The sequence below is a fragment of the Mucilaginibacter sp. Mucisp73 genome (genome assembly GCF_059491465.1).
This window is the reverse complement of the sequence record NZ_CP168507.1, coordinates 4,890,504-4,908,320: the sequence shown is the minus strand read 5'-3', so window position 1 is coordinate 4,908,320 and position 17,817 is coordinate 4,890,504. Positions and strand designations below refer to the sequence as shown.

At 43.2% G+C, this 17,817-nt stretch carries 14 protein-coding genes; 3 read left to right on the top strand and 11 right to left on the bottom strand.

Annotated elements, in window-relative coordinates; genetic code table 11:
• Nucleotides 1-250: 250 nt before the first annotated feature.
• Nucleotides 251-952: a LytR/AlgR family response regulator transcription factor gene (locus ACEN82_RS20165; protein WP_413320765.1), complete on the bottom strand. Its 702-nt coding sequence runs from the start codon at nt 950-952 to the stop codon at nt 251-253.
• Entirely contained in the window at nt 952-1,986 is a 1,035-nt protein-coding gene (locus ACEN82_RS20160; RefSeq protein ID WP_413320763.1) for a sensor histidine kinase, read from the bottom strand. The genes ACEN82_RS20165 and ACEN82_RS20160 overlap by 1 nt, the downstream gene beginning before the upstream one ends.
• A 228-nt stretch (nt 1,987-2,214) precedes the next feature.
• Between ACEN82_RS20160 and ACEN82_RS20155 the strand changes: the two genes are divergently transcribed.
• Nucleotides 2,215-2,583: a glyoxalase superfamily protein gene (locus tag ACEN82_RS20155; protein ID WP_176622268.1), complete on the top strand. Its 369-nt coding sequence runs from the start codon at nt 2,215-2,217 to the stop codon at nt 2,581-2,583.
• Nucleotides 2,584-2,850: 267 nt separating this feature from the next.
• Here the strand turns inward: ACEN82_RS20155 and ACEN82_RS20150 are convergent, their stop codons facing one another.
• The 5 genes from ACEN82_RS20150 to ACEN82_RS20130 all read right to left on the bottom strand — a co-directional run bounded on the left by ACEN82_RS20150 (nt 2,851) and on the right by ACEN82_RS20130 (nt 8,080).
• Nucleotides 2,851-4,950, bottom strand: coding sequence for a putative porin (locus ACEN82_RS20150; protein ID WP_413320761.1), 2,100 nt, complete (start codon nt 4,948-4,950; stop codon nt 2,851-2,853).
• A complete protein-coding gene (locus ACEN82_RS20145) occupies nt 4,950-5,765 on the bottom strand; it encodes a purine-nucleoside phosphorylase (RefSeq protein ID WP_090534201.1) in 816 nt (271 codons plus the stop codon). Before ACEN82_RS20145 ends, ACEN82_RS20150 begins: the two co-directional genes overlap by 1 nt.
• On the bottom strand, nt 5,749-6,792 hold the full coding sequence (gene lpxK, locus ACEN82_RS20140; RefSeq protein ID WP_413320758.1) for a tetraacyldisaccharide 4'-kinase: 1,044 nt from the start codon (nt 6,790-6,792) through the stop codon (nt 5,749-5,751). Before lpxK ends, ACEN82_RS20145 begins: the two co-directional genes overlap by 17 nt.
• Nucleotides 6,793-7,161: 369 nt before the next feature.
• The gene (locus ACEN82_RS20135) at nt 7,162-7,401 is read right to left on the bottom strand and encodes a DUF433 domain-containing protein (protein WP_090534195.1); all 240 of its coding nucleotides are present in this window, start codon (nt 7,399-7,401) and stop codon (nt 7,162-7,164) included.
• Between the two features lie 223 nt (nt 7,402-7,624).
• Complete coding sequence (locus tag ACEN82_RS20130; protein WP_413320756.1) at nt 7,625-8,080, bottom strand: hypothetical protein; 456 nt, start codon at nt 8,078-8,080, stop codon at nt 7,625-7,627.
• An 85-nt stretch (nt 8,081-8,165) separates the two neighbouring features.
• On the opposite strand from ACEN82_RS20130, the gene ACEN82_RS20125 reads away from it, so the two are divergent.
• On the top strand, nt 8,166-9,077 hold the full coding sequence (locus ACEN82_RS20125; protein WP_413320755.1) for a serine hydrolase: 912 nt from the start codon (nt 8,166-8,168) through the stop codon (nt 9,075-9,077).
• A 377-nt stretch (nt 9,078-9,454) separates the two neighbouring features.
• Here the strand turns inward: ACEN82_RS20125 and ACEN82_RS20120 are convergent, their stop codons facing one another.
• Complete coding sequence (locus ACEN82_RS20120) at nt 9,455-10,456, bottom strand: polysaccharide deacetylase family protein (RefSeq protein ID WP_413320753.1); 1,002 nt, start codon at nt 10,454-10,456, stop codon at nt 9,455-9,457.
• A complete protein-coding gene (locus tag ACEN82_RS20115) occupies nt 10,437-10,973 on the bottom strand; it encodes a hypothetical protein (protein WP_413320751.1) in 537 nt (178 codons plus the stop codon). Before ACEN82_RS20115 ends, ACEN82_RS20120 begins: the two co-directional genes overlap by 20 nt.
• A gap of 55 nt (nt 10,974-11,028) precedes the next feature.
• Between ACEN82_RS20115 and ACEN82_RS20110 the strand changes: the two genes are divergently transcribed.
• The gene (locus ACEN82_RS20110; protein WP_176622280.1) at nt 11,029-11,760 is read left to right on the top strand and encodes a pyridoxine 5'-phosphate synthase; all 732 of its coding nucleotides are present in this window, start codon (nt 11,029-11,031) and stop codon (nt 11,758-11,760) included.
• Here the strand turns inward: ACEN82_RS20110 and ACEN82_RS20105 are convergent.
• Nucleotides 11,743-14,100: a T9SS type B sorting domain-containing protein gene (locus tag ACEN82_RS20105; protein WP_413320749.1), complete on the bottom strand. Its 2,358-nt coding sequence runs from the start codon at nt 14,098-14,100 to the stop codon at nt 11,743-11,745. The two genes, ACEN82_RS20110 and ACEN82_RS20105, sit on opposite strands and share 18 nt — an antisense overlap.
• A 174-nt stretch (nt 14,101-14,274) precedes the next feature.
• Complete coding sequence (locus ACEN82_RS20100; RefSeq protein WP_413320747.1) at nt 14,275-17,769, bottom strand: T9SS type B sorting domain-containing protein; 3,495 nt, start codon at nt 17,767-17,769, stop codon at nt 14,275-14,277.
• Nucleotides 17,770-17,817 lie beyond the last annotated feature (48 nt).

Below are 17,817 nucleotides of genomic sequence, written 5' to 3'. Positions count from 1 at the left end.
ATTTTAGAGAGGGTGCAGAGGGCTGCGTTAGGGATGGGAGCGGATACCGGCCTGTGGCTAATGCCCTGTGCAGTATGAGCGTACAGCCCGGGCCGCAGGCAACGCCCATATTCATAAATCAATCAAAAAAACATCCCTAATAATCAATAACTTACAATTACGTCATTATAAGCGTAGCACGGCAATGACATATTTCTAACCTTGTCTGAGCAGAGATCTCAAAACTGAGACCAAGATTAGGGAAAATATATTACACCTTCCCAATCATCCTGTTGATTACATCGCGATATCCGTCGCTTAAAGGTATCTCGGTATTGATGAGTTTGATACGGGCACGGCGCATTTGGGATACATGGTCGAGGTTAACGAGGTATGATTTATGTACCCGGAAAAACTGGTCGGGCGGTAATTGCAGCTCAATAGCTTTGAGGCTGATACGGGACAATACCGGTTTTTGCTGATTGATGAGGTGTACTTTGATATAATCTTTAAGCCCCTCAATGTATTCAACCTGGTCAAAGCTGATCTTAACGAGGTTATAATCAGCATGCAAAAAGAAATAGTTTTTAGTGGTTGGCTGCGGCACATAACTGCGGCGAAGCTCATATAGGTCGAGCGCTTTGTGGCAGGCCTTCAAAAAACGGTCTAAGGGTACGGGCTTAACCAGGTAGTCAACTACATCAAGCTCAAAGCCTTCCACCGCAAATTTTTCATAAGCGGTTACAAATATCACCATGGGCTTCTGTGTCAAGCTCCTGATGAGTTGTAAACCGTTAATGCCGGGCATGTATATATCGCTGAAGATAAGGTCTATCTGTTCTTTTTGCATGGCAATGATCGCCTCGCCCGCGTTGCGGCAACGCGCCACTACCTGCATGGTATTTACATGTTTCAGGTTATCTTCCAGCAAGTCGAGCGCAAGCGGCTCATCGTCAATTATTAAACATCGCATCATTTAAGTTCCAGTTGCAGCATAACTATATAAGCATGCTCGTTTTTGTTGATATATAGGTTGTGTTTGCCGGGGTATAACAGCTCAAGCCGGCGTTTAACATTAGCCAGACCAATACCCGAGGCATTATCTTTACTTTCTTCGGTTGGGTTGTACACGTTTTGTACGCTGAAACGCAGGTTCTTTTCGTCGGTAAAAAGAGTGATGGCTATAGCCGGCGCCTCAATATCGCCCGTGCCATGCTTAAAGGCATTTTCAACAAAAGGGATCATCAGCATGGGTTCGATGCTTTTTTCGGGAGCTTTGATATCCGAGTTGAAGCTGATCTTTACCTGGTCGCGGAAACGGAGTTGTTGCAGCTCGATATAGCTGCGGAGGTAATCTTCCTTTTGGCAAAGCGTAACTTTTTCGGCATCGGTTACATAAAGCATATACCGGAGCAATTTCGAAAGCTGGATGAGCGTAGGTTCAACTGCCGAAGGGTTTAAACGTGAAAGCGCTACCGCACTGTTAATCACATTAAAAATAAAATGCGGACTGATCTGCGAACGTAAAAATGCCAGTTCAGAGATCAGCGAAGCATTATCAATATCCTTTTTTTTATTGATGGCTTTAAACCGATCGGCCAGGTAGTGATAAGCAAAGCTGCCGGCGGTAACAGATAATAAGGGGAAAATAACCAGGAACGGCCCCGGGGGGCGACGATGATGCCCCATCCAGGGAAAATGAGGCACAGGGAAATAATGCCGTACTTCCATTAGTATTGCATTGAACACCACAAAGGAGGCAAGCAAGACAAAAAAATAAAGCCAGAAATTATTTTTTAAGATCCTGGGAATGAGGAAAAACGCATTCAGGTAGAATTCGGCCGCGAGCACCATGTTAAAACTGATAATGTGCCCCAGCGAAAAAGCAGGCTGCGGAAAGCCGCGCATATCCGGCCTGGAAATGATGGGCATAAAAATGATCAACGCCCAAAATAACAGGTGGATACAAATTTCGATAATCAGCGCCGGCTTTATCCGTTTAAACATATCATGCTAAGGTAGCCTCATTTTAAACCCGCATTCAATGTAATAGACGATGGGGCAAAATGTGCCGACGAAAGTACGGTATCTGTTGTATGGAAACCTAATTTCAGGTACTGCACAAGGCATATTTAACATCTATTAACATTTGAAGGCAGCTAATTGAAAACAAGCGGTTTCGCTGTATAAAAAAGGTGGCATTTTCCGTTAAATTTGTTTAACAACTAATTACCTATGTCAATAACAAAACCCATCCTCCGAATTTTTGATTATGATAAAGCCATTGAATTTTATATCAACTGGCTTGGCTTTAAAACCGATTGGGAACACAAACCCGAAGGGGTGCCGGTATACATCCAAATTTCCATGCGCGATGTAGTGCTTTACCTTTCCGAACATCATGGCGACGCCAGTCCGGGCAGCCACATAGCGATCGATGACTTTAGTGAGCTAAGGGATTACCACGCCCACCTCATCGCCAAAAAATATAAATATAACCGTCCTGGTTTGGAGGTGCCCGAATGGAACGACCGGGCCATAACCATGACGGTTCATGACCCTTTTGGCAACAGGTTAACCTTTAGTGAGGAGTTGAAGAGGTAAGCCTGTTGATCCTTCACATCTTAAAAAAATGTCATTTCGATAGAGCAGGGGCGGGCTGAGTGGTGGAGCGAAAGAGAAATCTTCTGCATGAGACTCTACAACTATGGCTGTAAATGCAGGGTGTAGAAGATTTCTCCTCACCCCTTGTGCGCAACCCCACCAGGTTCGTCGAAATGACATTTTTTGAACTACTTTAGCAGGTAGAAAATAAAAGCCCGAAACTAACACTTAATTGGTTTCGGACTTTTTAGTATCGGATGATCTTTATTAATTATAAAACGTCCACGAAACGCCAAACTTCAGGATAGCATCCTGTTGTGGGTAACGGTTAACCGTGTAATAGCCTTTACTCCAGGCACGCTGGTTGATGTAATCATAAGCAACAAACAGGTTGGTACGCTGCAAGGTTGCTTTGAAAAATACGCCAAATATAGGGTATGATGAAAACGTTACGTTCGCGCCGTTATAAAACTGGCCCAATCCCGTGGCATATGAAGGGGCAACATATTCTGTATTATACCTTCCATTTATACCCATACTGGCATGCAGTACATTAAGCAAAACCCTGTTAACATATAAGCTGCTGTAAGCATATACTTCCGGGGTACGAAGCGTATTCTGATAGTCGGTTTTTTGATATACTACATAGTTATCAAAATGCAGGCTCCGGTAAGTGAAGTTTTTACCCAAACTTACTTTTAACAGGTTGATAGAGTTGTTAAGCTGAGCCGGGCGCGCATCGGTACCGCCATCCTGCGCTGTAAAATACAGGTAATTGCTGATCAAAAAGTATTCGGCTTTTAAATCAATTTGCAGGGCATTGTTAATGTAATTAAACGATGCGCTGGTAGTTTTTTGATTACTGAAATCATTATGAAAAATATAATGATTAGAGATCCAGTTATTATAAACCAGCGGAGGCGAGCTGTTTTGTGAATAGGCTTCTAAAATGATCTTGCCGGTTTTTTTGCCGCCTGCCAGGGTAAGTTTGGCATCATACAAATAATTGCCAAAGTCGCGGCCCTGGGCAATTTGCCTGAAATCGGCATCAAGGGCTATACGATCGCTGAAACGGTAGCCCAATTTAGCTTTCAGCGTAATGTCCTGGAAAGTATTGTGCTGTACCTTATCCTGGTGTATGTATTTTGCACCATACTGGTTAAGGGTGGTATCGCTAACATACTGGTTGTACGAATAAAAATCATGCACAAGGCCGAGGTCAAGCTTAAGCTCGTTCTTTACAAATTTTACCGATTTACTTCGCAGATAAAAGCTATACGAAAACTCATTTTGAATATGCGTGACGACTGTTGAATCCCTTGACCGGTTATTGCTGTAATAATAGTCAGGGAATACATTATAGGTATCAACACCGCTTTGCTTATACAGGTACCTGCTGTTTGATACATGAAGGGTATGTGACACGCGTTGGGTAGGCAGGATCTTTGAATTGTCCTTCCCCTTATTCAAACTATCTATCCGGCCTAAATAATAAAACTGCTTAATGTAAAGGCCCTTATCGTTCCAGTTTTCATAACTATACGGTAAACGTACCGCTGCCCTGTCTTTTGAAAAGGCGTTATTTACATTGGTACTGGTAAATACCGAATCGTTGAGAATGCTGCCGGTTTCGGGGGCTTTAAGGTTGTTGAACAAAAGGTTGGCCAGCAGGTTATACCGTTTGCTTTTTGATTCGTACCACGTAAAAATAGAAGCATTCAAATCGCTCACGTTTTGGCCAAGCACATTGTTAAAATTGTAGAAACCCCTTGATCCGTTGAAATTAAGGTTAAAACCGATGTTCCAGTTGGGCTTTATGTTTTGGGTATGAACGATATTAAACAGTTGGATGGCCGAACCACCAAAGGCATTATACAATGTTAGTTTGGTATAAGGTACACGCGTGTTATAGTAATTAATATCCTGGGGCTTTAAAGCGTAAATATCAAGCGCATGCAAGCCCAGGTCAAAGCCTATGGTCCTGCTGGGCTCAAAAAGCAGAGGCCGTTGTGACAAACCAATATTGCCTAAATGAATTCGGGGACTGCGCGGATCAATAAGCGGGCTATAGATCTCGAAATTCGTAATGCCCGTATCAATCGGAAACAGTTGTGTACTATCATTCAGCAAACGCTCGTTGGTAACGCGGATAAATTTGGAGCTAAAAACTACCGAATCTTTTTTGTTTTCTTCCTTTCGCCTTAAACTGTCCAGCAGCTGATCGTCGGTCATTTGTTTTTCCTGCCGGCGCGCGGTATCACGGGTAGGCAGGTTACGCGGGTTAGTGCGGTTGCCATACTGCGCAAAAGCAGCCTGTACCGACAGGCACATCAGCAATAAAAAAATATATTTGAGCTTTTGGCGCATTAATTACCGGCTATCAGTTCTTTAAGTATCAGGGTCATTTTGGGTTCGGCTTCCTGCGCAATAGCAATAATCTCCTCCAATGTTATGGGCTTAAGCACTTCCGGGAAGCCTTCATCTGTTAATACCGAAATAGCAAACGTCGGGATCCCCATGTGGTTAGCAACAATAACTTCGGGTACGGTGCTCATACCAACGGCATCGCCGCCAATGATACGTAGGTATTTGTATTCGGCACGGGTTTCCAGGTTAGGGCCGGTTACGGCTACATATACCCCTTTATGGCAGGTGATGTTATTTTTCTGAGCGATGGCTAAACCCTTTTCGATCATATCATGACGGTAAGGTTCGCTCATATCCGGGAACCGTGGGCCAAGCTCTTCATAATTGCGGCCAACCAGCGGGTTTTGAGGCTGCAGGTTAATATGATCTTCAATGATCATCAGGTCGCCCTTTTTAAAATCGGGGTTAAGCGAGCCGCTGGCGTTTGATACATACAGCGTTTTGATGCCCAGGTATTTCATCACCCTAACCGGGAAGGTGATCTGCTGCATATTGTAGCCTTCGTAATAATGCAAACGGCCCTGCATGGCCACAACTTTAACACCTGCAAGGGTACCAAAAATCAGCTTGCCCGAGTGAAACTCCAATGTTGAGATAGGGAAATCAGGAATGTTGGAATACATGAGTTGTTTTTCAACCTCAATTTCTTTTACCAGGCCACCAAGGCCGGTACCTAAAATTATACCCACTTCGGGTTCAAAATCGCCTATCCGGTTTTTGATGTACCGGGCGGTGCCTTCAATATTGTCTAACATATGTTTGTACTAATTCGTCAAATTGTTGTTGCCCGTTATTTAAAAAACTAATGCCTATGGGCAGCACCAAAATGGGCAGTTTTTTAACCATCGCAAGCAGCTCCTGTTCCCCTAAACGCTGTGCATCCTTTTCTGTTGTGATGATCACTTTTTTTTGTGATGCACAGGCCGAAAATTCATCGGCAAGTTTACTGATATTTTTTAAGCTAAAACGGTGATGGTCGGGATAATTATGATGAACAACCAGGGGTGTTTGCTTTTTCAGATGCGACAATAACGGTTTTGGATTAGCTATTCCCGTAAGCAGGAAAACCGTGGTTTGATCGTCGATGGCATTTGTAACCGGGGCCCCATAGATAGTTTGGGCCGGCAGATAGTTTATGGTGGTAAAAAATAGCGACTGGTGCGGATATGGTTTGACCCGTTTAATCACACGGCCTTGTTCCAAGTCGCTAAGTGAAGCCGGACATTTACTGATGATGATGACATCCGCCCTTTTACGCCCGCCGAATGGTTCGCGCAGGTTACCCGCCGGGAGCAGGAAATGAGGTTCGTTAACACGGCTGTAATCAAAAAGCAAAATGCTCATGCCCGGTTCAAGCGCGCGGTGCTGGTACGCATCATCCAAAATAATAACATCATGATGGTCTTTTAACTGCTCAACGCCATCAACCCGCTTTTCGCAAACGGCCACATCAAGATCCGGGAATTTATGTTTGAACTGCGCAGGTTCGTCACCGATATCCGAGGCTTTGCTTTCGCCAGATGCCAGCAAAAAACCTTTGGTAATACGACCGTAGCCCCGGCTAAGCGTGGCAATTTTATAATTATCCTTCAACAGCCTGATCAGATATTCGGTCATGGGGCTTTTGCCGGCACCGCCAACATCCAGGTTGCCGACTACGATTAGCGGCATGTCAAAACCAGTGCTTTTGAAAATTCCCCGGTCATAACACCAGTTGCGAATAGCCGTAACCAGGCCATAGATCAGCGAAAATGGGATTAAAAGCCAGCGGAGAAATATCATATATAGCCTGTAAAGATATGTATATACGTATATAAATATAAACGTATATACGCAATTTGCTATACGCTGATAATAATTGGGCCAGGATTGAGCTTGTTCTTTTTAATTTGACTTTTTATCAGAGGGACAAGCTTTGATAATTCGGCATGGGTGTTAATTGGAGCTATTAACACGAAAACACTAATGGTGTACTTTTTAAAGTTTTGTTGATGTTGGAGGTTCTTATCAAAAGTCAACAAAGCATCAAAATTTTCCTGAAGCAAAAGTTTGAGCAACTCGCCATTTTTTATCCCGTTCCAGCTTTTATCTGTTACAGTATATACTTAGTGTTCAGGAAAATCAAGCTTTAGTTTTTTAGGTAGATTCTCATCAAGCAACAGCTTCATAAAGTTGTGTGACGTTTTTTGATGTTACAATCCTGCTGGCTATGTCTAAAAGTGCAATGGCCTGCTCTTTTTTTACAGATGGGAAATCATCCAAAAATTCGGCAAGTGATACACCCGCTTCCAGGTGATCAAAAAGTGTATCAATAGGTACGCGTGTTCCTTTAAACACTGGTTGGCCTCCCAAAATATCCTGATCTATATTAATCACTTCCTGGATTTCCATGGTTTGAAAATTATTGTTTTATAAGAGAGCCGGGTTTTACCCGCCATTTATTAATAGCTCTACGTGCTTTATTAAATAAGGCTATTTGTTCTTCAGAAAAAGTAGGAGCGTTTAATAAAACAATTCTACCTCTTTTAGCTCATCTTTACCAAGATCTTTCGCATGAACTTGCATACTCAAATTTACAAAATTTATTTAATTAGTATTCCAAGTGATGACAACGTTAGTCTATCACCCCAAACTGCTTTAAATGATGTGTAAAATGCTTTCCGTGCCATATGATCCACTCGTAATAATCCATAGGGCCAAAAGCGCCGTGGATCACTTTAAAATCGGGGGTGTTGAAATACCTGTCGAACGTGTCAAGCTCTTTCATTAGCTGATTAATAGCTGTTCCCAAATTGGGGTAGATTAAGATATCTGACAATTCTTCCAAAAAAATATTACGGGGTATTTCTGCATCGGTATAAACGGCGGCGTGTTTACGTGCATCTGTATTGTCATCCGGGCCATCCCAGGTTGGTATTTTTACACCGTTAGTATACTGAACCTGGTCAATAAGGTGTTCGATCATTTGCTGCGGTTTCATTTTGCCCCAAAGTGGCACTGCTTCGGGCTGAAGGTTGAGCATTAAGCGGTACAGCACTTTGCGGTTGGTAATATCAACAAAATGGTTCATGGGCTAACGGATGTTTTAGCAAATATAAACGAGTGATTGCCTGTTATATTAAAATTTGTATTTTCATTTTTTATATCGCCATTACATGAAACATAAACTTACCTTACTGTTGTTGACATTGTTAGCAGCACCGGCATTTGCACAAACCGACAGTAAACTCAGCGCTAAATTAAATGAAGCTATCAAAGGTTTTCAGGGCCAGGTTGGCATCTATGTACATAACCTAAAAAACGGCAAAACGGCGGAGATCAATGCAGATACGCTGTTCCCTACAGCCAGTATGATCAAAGTGAGCATTCAATGCGGGGTGATGGATAAGATAGAAAAAGGTGAGCTGAAGTATAATCAAAAATTAGTTTACCGCGATTCATTGCTTTATGCAGGTGAGGATTTGCTGGGCTCGTTCAAAGATAAAGACACTGTACAATTGAGTAAAGTGGCTATGCTCATGATCACCATGAGCGATAATACCGCAAGTTTGTGGCTGCAAAAGCTGGTGGGCGGCGAATATATCAACAACTGGCTCAATCAAAATGACTTTAAGGTAATGCGGGTAAATTCACGTGTGCCGGGCAGGGAAGCTATCCGCAGGATCTATGGTTGGGGAGTAAGTACCCCGCGCGAAATGTGCCGCCTGTTCGCCATGATCCGCGAAGGGAAGGCGGTAAGCCCGGCAGCCAGCGAGCGGATGTACCGTAACATGGGCCGCATTTACTGGGATGAACATGCGTTGTCGCAAATTCCGCCTTATGTACATACCATTTCCAAACAGGGGGCGGTTGATGAATCAAGGTCGGAAACTGTGCTGGTAAATGCCCCGCATGGAGATTATGTGTTTTCGATCATTACTAATCATAACAAGGATACCAGTTGGACCCCCGACAATGAAGCCGGATTGCTGATCAAAAAAGTATCGGCCCTGCTTTGGCATTATTTTGAACCTGGAGATAAATGGCAACCTGCACGAGGAGTTGACAAGTTTATGTTGAATGAGTAAATAAATTAAAAGGTCATTGCTGCTTCTCATAGCGTAAAGTCTTGAGAGAAAGCTGATAGATAGATGCAGGCCTCTATTGTGAATATACTGTTAAATTAAGGTGAAAAAAATATGAGATTTATATAAATGGATGTTATATGGTGCAAAAGAATTAAATTGTAACAAAGCCCATGAAATTATTAAAAATCATGTTTATATTTACAATTCAATTACGGGTATCCAAACCCGGATTTGTGATAAGGTTTAGGTTTAAAGCCCCATGCAGCGAGTGCTATGGGGCTTTTATTTTAGGGTATCATACTCAAAAACTTAAAAACTAAACTTCGTAAGTCTGCGCATTTGCACTGCTAACTGCCACTGTGCACTGCCGGCTTTCCTCATGGCGCTTCACTAAACTCTTCATCCACACTTTCGCGTAAATCATACAGTAACCATTGCTTACCGGCAATCGATCGTGTTTTTGACTGCAGTAGTTTAATGAAATCGTTAACGCCCACAGGTTCATTGCCGTTTCCATGTATCAATACAATGCTGCCATTTTGAGGCTGTTGGCCTTTAGCCAGCCATGCATCGGTGCCAACCGGGATCAAGCCGAAACCGGTAATCCGGTATACCAGTTGCTGATCAGATACCAGGCCGGGAAACCTGAAAAACACCGACGGCAACAGGCCATTACGCAGCATGACCTGTTCTGTTTCCAATACTTCATAACTAATATCTGTTCCTGGTTCAAGTAAAAAGTTTTCTTTAAGCGGAGCTTTCGGGCTAACCCGGTGATTGAAGGAATGATTAATCCAGGTGATGTAGATCTCACGGTTGGCCTGCATTTGTTTTAGCCAGGCCAGGTCCTGCGGGTGCTGGCGCATCCAGATGCCGGTTATGGAAAGCGCTATTGGTACAGGGCGCTCTACCTTTTTAAATTCAGTGAAAATATCAGTGAAAATGCGTTTATCCAGCGGGCGGTGCGATGGGCAAAGGTCGGCGGTAAGGCTGATGCCTGTTTGTTTGGGGATGCCGCTTTCGATGCCTGCGTCCTGAATGTTGACAGATTGTTTTTCGGCTTTACTGAGCGCCTTTTGATAAGGTGTACTTTTAAAAAACTCACGCGCCTGTTCCATCGTCATGGGTTTGATCTGATAAAAGCTGCTTTCGTTTATTTTGGTTTCCAGTGTTTGCGGGTTCACCATCAACAGATAATTGCGCCCTTCATTATCAAAGCGGCGAAGGATCATCCAGTCTTGCGGATAATTATGCGCCCAGCCATAGTAAACCTTGTAGTTCCCGATTTTGCGGTAAACGGTTTGTGCTGATGTTTGCTCAATAAAAATGGTAGAAGTGCAAAATAGCGCGAATATTAAATTACTGAATGTTTTGTTCATGAGGTTTTGCATCCCAGTTTTTGCCGGCAACAAAGGTACTGACAACTAATATCAGCATAAAAATGATAATAAAAGTCAGTACATAATGATCGAAATGCAGGCGTTCTGAAGGCAGTGGCCCCGGTTGTTGTCGGTCAAGCGCAGAAAGGGGAGGATAAACTGTCCATCCATCCCCGGTATGAGTTGTATGCTGTTCAAAAAACAGAACTGTTTTGTAAATATTAAAAGTTGAAATTATTAAAGACAAATTGCTTATTATCAGGATAATATTTATGTGTTGCTTTTTAAAACGACTGGTTAATGACCGGATCAAATAAACGATAGCTGTAAGCAATAGAAACGGAAATAAAGTAAAATCTATCCAGTTGAATGGAAGTGTGAAATAGGTGTCACGCAGCGCTATGTCGAAACTTGAATTTCCCCAAAAAATACCCAGCAAAAAGCGTATACCAAATGCAATAAATAAATACAGTATTATCAATACGATCAGCTCGGTGATAAATTGTTTAGGCTTCATGGTTTAAAGTTAAATATATCCGCCAATTTACCTAAATGATCTATAACTTTGAAGTATGACCCGTCTATCTGTCAACATCAACAAAATAGCCACTTTGCGTAATTCGCGGGGGGGCAATAATCCCGACCTGATCCAGGTTGCTAAAGACTGTGAACGTTTTGGCGCGCAGGGAATAACGGTGCACCCCCGGCCCGATGAGCGCCACATCCGTTATAACGATGTGTTTGAACTTAAGAAAATTGTTACTACCGAGTTTAATATTGAAGGCAATTGCCAGGAACAAAAATTTATCGACCTGGTGCTTGCCAATAAACCCGAGCAGGTTACCCTGGTACCTGATGTATTAGGGCAGATCACTTCAAATCATGGCTGGGATACCATCACTAACTATCATTATTTAAAAGATATGATAGCGGTATTTAAAGAAGCCGGCATCCGGGTATCTATTTTTGTTGACCCAATACCTGCAATGGTTGAGGGCGCCGCCAAAACCGGTACCGACCGTGTAGAACTTTATACCGAAGGCTATGCTACTCATTTTCCGCAGGGGAAAGAACTTGCTATTGCTCCATATATCGAGGCTGCAAAAGTTGCGCAACAGGCGGGATTAGGCCTTAACGCCGGGCACGATTTGGATTTACATAACCTGAAATATTTTGCAGAAAATATACCCGGCCTGCTCGAAGTAAGCATTGGCCACGCCCTGGTAAGCGATGCCTTGTATTATGGTTTGGAAAACACTATCCAAATGTACCTGAGGCAATTATCGCTAACGGATAATGCTTAAGCTGCCCGATAATAAGCCACAGCCCGAGCTGAGGTTAATGATATAATAATAGCTGCCCGCAGGTAATGGTTTGCCATTATAGGTGCCGTTAAACGGGTGGCTATATCCTATTGAGTTAAAAATATTTTTGCCATACCGGTTAAATATGTTTACGGTGGCCGCCGGATAGTTCTCCATGCCGGCTATTTGCCAGTAATCATTGATACCATCGTTATTGGGCGTAATGGTATTGGCGATATTAAGGTTTGAAAGGCCCACGCTTACATCAACCTTTGTGCGGGTGCTTTCACAAGCGTTGCTAAAATGGCTTATATAATAGCTTCGGTTGGCGGTAACGTTTACTTTAAATTTGCCATTAGGCTCTTCATCAAGCGGAGTAGTGCTGGTTTCACTATCATAAAGCCTGTAGGTTGACGTTGCTACGGGGTTTTTTACTGGTATTATTGTTTCGCCCGGGCCGCACAATTGAAAGCTGCTTATCACAGGCGGATCGATGACAAGCTCCTGGTTAAGCAGGGTAATGTGATAGGGCACAGCGCAGCCGTCCGGATCTATGGTTAGCGTATATGTTCCGCCGGGAAGCCCGTCGATATCCAGTGTGTTGCGTATTACATCTCCGGCTTCATTTGTCCACCTTAATGGTGGTGTACCGCCGTTTGTATTGATAAGCTTTAAATTACTGATGCTGCCATTTGCTGCATCGCAGGAAGCATTCACTTTTTGAAGCCCTGAATCATCAATGCCTGGATTTGAACTGGTTAAGGTGATGAGAATAGATTTGGCAAAACAATTTCCGTTATAGCATTTGGCGTAATAGGTGCCAACGCCAACGCCATCCAGTTTAGGGCCGCCGGACTGTACTAATTGATCCTGGTCATTATACCAGTCAACCCCGATAACGTTCTTTAAGTTTTGCAGGGTAATAGATCCGTTGTTTTTAAAACAAGTTGGATTAACCTTCACATAATCGGCGGCCGATGTCGAAATCACCGGTTGGGTAAATTCAGATGAGCTATTGTTAAGTGTAGCATTTGCCACCAGTTTTTTGTTATGCAGATCGCCGGTATACTTCCAATTACCCGCTGCATCTGCAACAACCGTAACCAGGTACTGTACCGGGTTACAAACCTGGCAATCAGTATTGTCATTATAAATATAAATAGCAGCTCCCGGCGATGCCGTTCCTGAAAATTCGGCGGCACTGTTTACAACTATATTAATGTTGGGAATGGCTGTGCCACTTGATATCAGGTATGGTGTTGTATTACATGAGATACTGTTTTTGGCTATAGTAATATTGGTTGATTCGACCGCATAGAAAGCGCCGCCGTCATTGCTAAAGATGTTGATATCGTTATCATTATCATCGCCAATAAAAGCATTATTGCATTTAAATAAGTACATACCCGAATTACCCGGTATACTGCTTTGCTTATTACGCATAAAAGTGAAGCTGTTTACCGATATAAACTGAAATTGTGTAGAACAAAAATCATTGTCGGCTACCTGCGTATTGTTTCCCTGAAACCGTACAAGTATGGATGCCCCGTTTACGCGGTTGTCCTGCCCGTTCACATCAAGTGAAAGCGAGTTGTTGATAAACTTATTATCAATTCCGTTCAGTGCTATCGCGGTAGCAAAATAGTTTCTTTCTTTGAAGATAGGGCCACCCACTAATGAGTTATCGGCGGTTATATCAAGTGCATACCCTAATTCAACAACATTTGTTCCCGATTCGTCATAACCAATAAAATTTGATTGGATATTGATATTATCATTATTCTTTGAGTCCGTTAGTGAGTTTGTGCCGCAATACACACCGTAGATGTTATCGCAAAAAACATTTCCTTTATCCGGTGCGCCTATGGTAATATTGGTACAATCATAAGCCGATATAGCGGTGAAAAGCAGGTTGCCGTTAAAGTTTGTGAGTTTGCTGCTGTAACCTTTTATGCATAAGCCATATATTTCCACATTGGTAACTTCGGTCATCAACAGGGCTGCTGCCTTAGTCCCCGGAAAAGTATAGCTTATATCGGGTATGATATAAACCCTGGCGTCACTTCTACCGAGTTTGGGTGTCGGCTGCGTGCTGCCGTCGATAATTAAATTAGAGGTAACCTCAGGGAGCTGCGTAAAAAGTGTGATGGTCACGCTGCCCGGCAGGTTAAATTTAATAATATCCTGCTGAATTGTGCCGTTGGCGGCTGCATTAGTAAGGGCCTCACGCAGTGTGCCTGTTCCCGCATCGGCATTACTCGTAACGGTAAATACCGTGGCCTCTGCATTTAAACAGGTCAGCAATAAAAATAGCGTAAACAGAAACAACTTGTGTTTCATGGCGGCAACACAATCTGGAATGTTAGTTTATAAATTGATTTGGGCAATAAACTGGTTCGTTAATATTGGTTGATATTGCCTGCCAGTAAGTTACGATTTTTGTTTAATATCCTTTATAAATAATATACCCGCCGCAAAAGGGAGCGGCAGGTTATTCATGATGTTGTTAAAAAATTACCTGATCAAGGTAAGGTTGCCCGATAGCAGCTTACAAGGAGTATTGAGGTTAATGATATAGTAATACACTCCCGAAGGCAGCAGCCAGCCATTAAACTGCCCTGAAAATGGTGTGGCGTATTCTTTTGACTCGAACACCCTTTTTCCGTAACGGTTAAAGATTTGAACTAAGGTGCCGGGGAATTTTTCAAGGCCTTCTATCTTCCAGTAATCATTTATACCATCGCCGTTGGGGGTTATGGTATTGGAGAATTTTACATCGACCAATACAACTTCAATATGTGTTTTGGTGCGCGGGCTTTCGCATGACCCAATGCTGTATGAGATATAATAATCACTGGTTTCGGTTATTAATACTTCAAAATTGCCGGTATTGCTGGTTTGAAGTGGCGTTGTTGATGTAGCATCGGCATATAAATTATACATGCCTGTAGTTTTGTTTAAAACAGACAGGCCCACCTTTCCGGGCAGGCAGATCCGTTGGTCGTTTAATACCGGTGCGTCTGGGATAAATTTTTGGTTGCCAACCTCCTTGCTGAATGGTAACGGAATTGCACAGGTAGTGTTATCGGTAACTGTCAATGAATAAGTGCCTTTGCCAACATTTATTAAATCTTTATCGTTCCCCACGGTATTGCCGGTGGCGTCGGTCCAGATAAATTTATATGGAGGTACACCGCCGGAAACATCAATGCCTGTAATGCTGCCCAATAGCTGGTCGCACTCATCGGGCTTGGCTACCGGGGCATTATTTGCCGAAAATTGTAGCAAAGGGGTTGCCTGTATTACCCAGGTGCCCAATACTGAAGCACATCCGTTTTTATCGGTTACATGAAGCGTATATGAACCGGGGGCGGCGTTTGGAACATCGGTACCATAACTTACCGTTGTACCGGCTGCATCAACCCATTGATAAGAACTTGGCTTTATAGTCCCCAAAAAATCAATATGCAAACTGCCATTATTGAGCCCGCAGGTAGTAGGTGTGTTAATAAGGTTTTTAATGGTAAATACCTCGGGTGCCAAACGGTTAACCGTAAAATAGGCGTCATTACTGCATTGCGTATGAGTATTTAATGCATTTAAACGGTATGTGCCGTCGGCGAGGGGAGAAATATCCAGGTTTGCAGGGTTGGTTGGTATTGGGTTACCTTGTGGGTCGTACCATTGAAATTTATCGGCGTTTGGTGCTGAAACCCCGGTTATAGCACCATTATTTTCACCGCATTTCGCGGGGGTTACAGCCCCGCCATAAAAGATTACCGAATTTGTTTCTGAAATAGGTATCGGCGGGGTAGAATAGGGACTGCACTCGCTTTGATCTGTCAGTACGAGGGTATAGGTACCGCCTTTAACTCCTATCAGATCTTTTGAAGTACTAACGGTTTTGCCCGTGGCATCCAGCCATTTGTAGGTAAGTGTACCTATCCCTGAGGGGATGGGTGTAATGTTTTTTATGCTGCCGTCGGCTACCCCGCATTGAGCAGATTTTACTGTCATGGTCGAGAGGTCATAATCAGGACCTGGTTTGGCTTTAATAGGTGGCGTAAGGGTTGATGTTGCCGAACAGCCGGCCTCGTCCTGAATAGTTACAGTAAATGAGCCTGCGGGTAGGTAGGGGGCCTGGGTATTGGCCACTACGTTGCCGTTCTTGTCCTTCCATGTAAAAGTGAGATTGCCTGCACCACCGGTAAAGTTTACATTAAAAGGGAACAGTTTTTGGCGGCATTCCGGAACCGGAACAATTACGTTTTGGATCTTGATCCGAAGATCTTTTATTTCAAAAAGTTGTGTTACCTTCTGGCAGCCACCCGGGTATTGAACCGTGAGCTGATAGGTGCCGGGTAAAAGGCCCGAAACATTCTGACCATCTTTTATTGCTGTAAGGCTGCCGTTCTGCTCCTTTTTATCCCAGTGAAATAATAACCCACTTCTGTCTTGCTTTATAGTGATGCTGCCGGGGGTACAGGTATAATGTTTAACAACTATATCATCATCACGTATTACTAATGATGAAAACGGAGAAGTGTTGTTACTGCCATCGGTAGCAGTGGCTATTACTGCTTTGGTGATACTCCCCGAATATGTCCATTTGCCGCTTGCATCCGACTGAACAGTGGTAATGTAGGTTTTGCCCTGACATATAGTTCCGCAATCGTCTGAGAAGAAAAGTTCGATAGCCGAGTTTGGTGTAGCTACTCCCGATACCGCTGTACTGCCAAAATTGAGCACCTGCACAAAAGGAACGGTGTAATAATTACTCATGACGCTTATGCCATAATCTTTATTACAAAAAATGCTGTTCCGGGTTATGAGTGTATGCCTGCTGTTAAGGGATTCAATGCCATACTGATTATAACCAATGTAGTTTTTATTTGCTGCATTCGGCCCTCCAATGGTGCCCGACGAACTTTCGCCAACCCTGATGCCTTCGCCGTTTCCCAGATCGGCCGTGCCGGTTATATCAGTACCTATCTTATTGCCTGTAATATTAAATGTAGCTTGCTCAATAGCAATCCCTGCAAAACGTTGCCCCGAAATAATATTGGCGCTGATATTCGCCGTAGTATTAGTAGCATTGATACTGATGCCATAAGCCTTCATAAACGCGTTCTGCTGAAATATCGGGATGTTTTTAAAATCTTTTTTGCCGGTATAATCAGTGCCTATTTTGTTATTTTGAATATTGATAGTCCCGGGCACCACAGTAAAATTGGACGTGTTGCCGATACCGATGTTTACAGCGTTGGCCGATATGATGTTGCCCATATTGGCATTTGCACCACCTATGTTAACAGTTTTGCTGATGAAAAGGTTCAATCCGTCAAAATTGCTGGCGGCTGTATAGCCGTCGTCAAGTAAACCGATTATATTGCTTTGAATGCTTGCATCGGCAAGGCCGTTAACGTTATAGTAGTTTGAATAATTAACAATACCATTAAGGTTTCCGCATATTACGTTGCCTTTGCCCGGCGCGCCTATTATGATATTTGAGGCATCACCTAAAATATAAATACCCGAACCCTGGTTAAAATCGGGATTGGAGAAATTGGTGATCTTGGCAAAGTTGCGGATATACAGGCCGTAGATCTCAATGCTTTTTGCTACCGCCCCTCCCGAGTTTGGATCGCCGTTAATAAAAAGACCGCTGAAATTTACAGGCGTTGTTTCAGGCTCAATGATAACCCGTGCATCAGATACGCCAAAAGCTATGCCAGCTTGACTTGTGCCATCAATAACAACGTTAGATGTAATGGCAGGCAACTGGCTTCTTAGCCTGATGGTTCTATCAGATACAAGCGTTCCCGGTAATTTAAACTGGATGATATCAGGCGTTGCAGCGCCATTAGCCGCGGCGTTGGTTAAAGCCTCGCGCAGCGTTCCCGGACCGGTATCGGCATTGCTGGTTACTATAAATGTAGCGCCTGAGGCTACATTGCAAAACAAGATCGATATTAGTAGTACTAAAAGTGATAATTTCTTAACAAACATTGATTTAGGTAATCAGCTGCAAAATACACTTTTTTGCTGTAAGTACAC